Annotated in this window: 5 protein-coding genes; 2 read left to right on the top strand and 3 right to left on the bottom strand. The window is 71.7% G+C overall.

Translation table 11 applies throughout. From position 1 onward, the window contains the following. Positions 1-195 precede the first annotated feature (195 nt). Positions 196-801, bottom strand: coding sequence for a MarR family winged helix-turn-helix transcriptional regulator (locus A4X16_RS18345; RefSeq protein WP_231880378.1), 606 nt, complete (start codon positions 799-801; stop codon positions 196-198). Between the two features lie 103 nt (positions 802-904). On the opposite strand from A4X16_RS18345, the gene A4X16_RS17885 reads away from it, so the two are divergent. Then, a complete protein-coding gene (locus tag A4X16_RS17885; protein WP_197491846.1) occupies positions 905-1711 on the top strand; it encodes a hypothetical protein in 807 nt (268 codons plus the stop codon). A 74-nt stretch (positions 1712-1785) separates the two neighbouring features. Here the strand turns inward: A4X16_RS17885 and A4X16_RS13950 are convergent, their stop codons facing one another. Further along, positions 1786-2388 (bottom strand): TetR/AcrR family transcriptional regulator, encoded by a 603-nt coding sequence (locus A4X16_RS13950; protein ID WP_067121512.1) that lies wholly within the window; start codon positions 2386-2388, stop codon positions 1786-1788. 90 nt (positions 2389-2478) lie between these two features. On the opposite strand from A4X16_RS13950, the gene A4X16_RS13945 reads away from it, so the two are divergent. Continuing rightward, positions 2479-2964: a DUF6069 family protein gene (locus A4X16_RS13945; protein WP_067121510.1), complete on the top strand. Its 486-nt coding sequence runs from the start codon at positions 2479-2481 to the stop codon at positions 2962-2964. A 61-nt stretch (positions 2965-3025) separates the two neighbouring features. On the opposite strand, the gene A4X16_RS18135 is transcribed toward A4X16_RS13945, so the two are convergent. Next, positions 3026-3351 (bottom strand): hypothetical protein (locus tag A4X16_RS18135; protein WP_197491845.1); only part of this gene is annotated, 326 nt, incomplete at its 5' end.

Here is a 3351-nt window from a genome sequence, read left to right as displayed (position 1 = left end):
CCGACATTCCCACCCCCGAATCGAGCAGAAACAGCCCAGATCAGAAGCATATTCCGGCATCCTACACAAGCATGCCGAAGTATCACCGACCCAGGCGCGGCGCGCACTGCCGAGACCCGCACAACAGACAGAACACCGCCCCAAGGCGCGGATCCCTGCTGAAAAGACACAGAGCACCGCCCCGCGTCCGGAGGGTCATCCCTCCCAGTTGTCGGCGAGCTTGGTCAGCAGGCGCGCGAGCTCCGTGCGCTCGTCGTCGGTGAACGCCGCGAGCGCGGCGCCGAGCGCCTCGCGCCGTTCGCCGCGCATGCCCCGAGCGATCGCGCGTCCCTCGTCGGTCAACGCGATGCGGGTGCGTCGAGCATCATCGGGGTCGGCTTCGCGTCGCACGAATCCATGGGCGACGCCCTGCTGCACGAGCCGGGACGCCCGCGGCTGGTCGACGCCGATCGCGGCGCCGAGGTCGCTGACGCTCAGCGGGGCGGATGCCGCGGCCAGCGCCTCGAGCATCCGCATTCGCGCGGGTCCGCCGAACCGTCCCGACGGGTCGCCCATCCACGGGGGCATGCCCGGGAATCCGGAACGGCCGGGGCCTCCGTGCGCATGCCCGTGCCCGTGCACGTGGCCGTCTCCGCGCCCCCGACCGTCCTCATCGAAGTGGTCGGGGTGCAGGCCGCCGTGCCATCCCTGCGGTCCGCCCATTCCGCGGGGCCCTCGACCTCGGTCGCCCGGCCGTCGACCGCGGAGGCGGAACAGGGCACGGGCGATGGCGTCGGCGGGATCGTTCTCCGGGGCGGTCACAGACTCATTTTACATGCGACTTGACATGCATCTGCACTGCATGTCACACTACATGTACATGCACTGTGACAAGCACATGCTCACTGACATACAAGGACACGCAATGAACACCTCAGACATGAACGACAACACCGACAACCCCGACGACTCCCGCACCGGTGAGAACCCGGACGCGGCCGGCCCCTCCGCCGCGCACACGTTCAGCGCCTCTCGGCCCTTCGGATACTGGCTCACGGCGGTCGACCGACTCATGGCCGCCGAGTTCGCCCACTCGTTCGAGGGAGAGCACGCCGACCGTCGCGACTGGCGGCTGCTCAACGTCGTCGACGGCACCGCACCCGCCCGCCGCCCGCTGAACGCCCGCAAGCTGCGCGCACTCATCGAACGCGGATGGGTCGCCGCCGACGGCGACGGCTGGGCACTCACCGACGACGGACGAGCGGCGAAGGAGCGTCTCGGCGCCATCGTCGACGGCATCCGGGCGAAGGTCGCCGACGCCGTCTCTCGCGAGGATCTCGCGACCACGATCGCGTCGCTCGAGCAGATCGCGCGCGCCTTCGGCTGGGACGAGAGCACGCCCCTCCCCCGGGGCCGCGGTCGCCGCCACGACTTCGGCCCGCAGGACTTCGGCCGGCACGGCTTCGGCCCGCACGGCTTCGGCCCGCGCGGCTTCGGCCCGCACGGCTTCGGCCCGCGCGGCTTCGGCCCGCACGGCTTCGGCGCGCGAGGCTCCGAGCACCGACACGACTCCGAGCACCGCCACGACTCCGCACACCTCGGAGACCACGGCTGCGGGCATGACCGCCACCCGGGGCACGACCGCCACGCGGGACACCGCTCCGCCCGGCACGCACAGCACGCGTACGAGCGCGGATTCGACGCGGGCTTCGGCCGCGGTCGCGAGTCCTGATCTCCGCCCGCGCGACGGCGCGGACAGGGAAGGCGAGGAGGGACGGATGCTCCGGCATCCGTCCCTTCCGGTGTCTACGGGCGCTGTTCCGCCGCGCGGAGAGCCGGGAGGAGGATGCGGTCCACGAGCTCGACGACGCGGTCCCGGTCGAGAGAGCGTCTCTGCAGACTGATGCTTCCGAATGCGGCCGTGGGCACGATGCCGGCGACCAGCGACACCGGAACGTCGGGCGATACCTCACCGCGATCGATCCATCGCTCGATCACGGCGGTGATCGCCGCCACGGGCGGACCGCCGATCGATCGATAGGCCACCTCCCGCAGCTCGGCATCCCGCCCGATCTCGCTCAGAAGGCTCGCGAGGACCGTCGCCGATCGCTCGTCCGCGTCGGCGAAGTGCATCGCGGCGGCGATCAGGTCTCCGCGCAGGCTCCCGGTGTCCGGCTGGTCGCTCGCCACCTGCAGCGCGCGGACGGCGGCGACGACGAGCTCGGCCTTCGTCGCCCATCGGCGGTAGATCGCCGATTTGCCGCAGCGTGCGCGACTCGCGACGGCGGCGATGGTCGCGCCCGCGTAGCCCTGCTCGATCAGAAGGTCCTGCACGACCGTGAGGATGCCGTGCTCGAGGTCCGGATCCCGAGGGCGGCCCGCCCCTCTTCCCGACTCGTCGCTGTCCATCGACCCCATTGTATATTCCGGTACTCAGCAGTACCGTTATATATCGGTTCCAGTCGGTACCGTAATTCGCCATCCCATCAAGGAGTCGTCATGGTCTCTCCCGCATCCCCTCGACGCGCCGTCGCCCCCTCCAGGATGCGCATCGTCATCATCCTCGCCGTCGCCGCGGCGGCCGCGATCGTCGTGAACGCCGGCATCGCCGCCCTCGCCCTCGCCGCGGGAGCGCCGGCCGGCTACGGCCCGCTCACCCCTCCGGCCTTCGCGCTCTTCACCGTCCTCGGCGTCGTCGCCGGATGGATCGGCTGGACCCAGGTGCAGCGGCGCGCTCGCGACCCGCGGCGCACGCTCCGGGTGCTCGTCCCCGTGCTCACGCTGCTGTCGCTCGTGCCCGACGTCCTGCTGATGACCCTCCGCTTCATCCCCGGCACGACGACCGGAGCCGCGGTCGCTCTCATGGCGATGCACCTGGTGGTCGTGGCCGTCGCGGTGCCGGCCTACGTTCTCGCGTCTCGCCCCTCCGCGGCGCGCGGCCGGGTCGGCCTCACGGGACAGCCGGACAGCCGGATCGCCGGATAGCTGCGGCCGAATCGCCGGACAGCCGGACAGCCGGACAGCCGGATCGCCGGACAGCCGCCGCTCAGGCCGGATGCGGGGCGGATGCCGCGGTCGACACCGTCGCGGGATCGGCGAGCGGGAACGGGATGCTCGTCCCGAGGTAGACCGCGGCTGCGACCGCGGCCGCCAGCAGCACGAACAGCAGGATGAAGATGATGGCGGAGAGCACGCCGTAGCTGCCGGATGACGGCGCCTCGGGGGCGACCGAGGGACGCGCCCAGTCGTCGGCCGCGGCGGCAGGCTGCTCGCCCTCGAAGACCGCCGGCTTCCGCGTCGACCGGCGGGACGGCAGCATCGCCTCGGGCGGAGGGGGCGGGATGACGGCATCCGCGGAGGGGATGTCGGCGG

Source organism: Microbacterium sp. H83, from assembly GCF_001650405.1.
Classification (GTDB): Bacteria; Actinomycetota; Actinomycetes; order Actinomycetales; family Microbacteriaceae; genus Microbacterium.
This window is presented reverse-complemented; position numbering and strand designations above follow the sequence as displayed.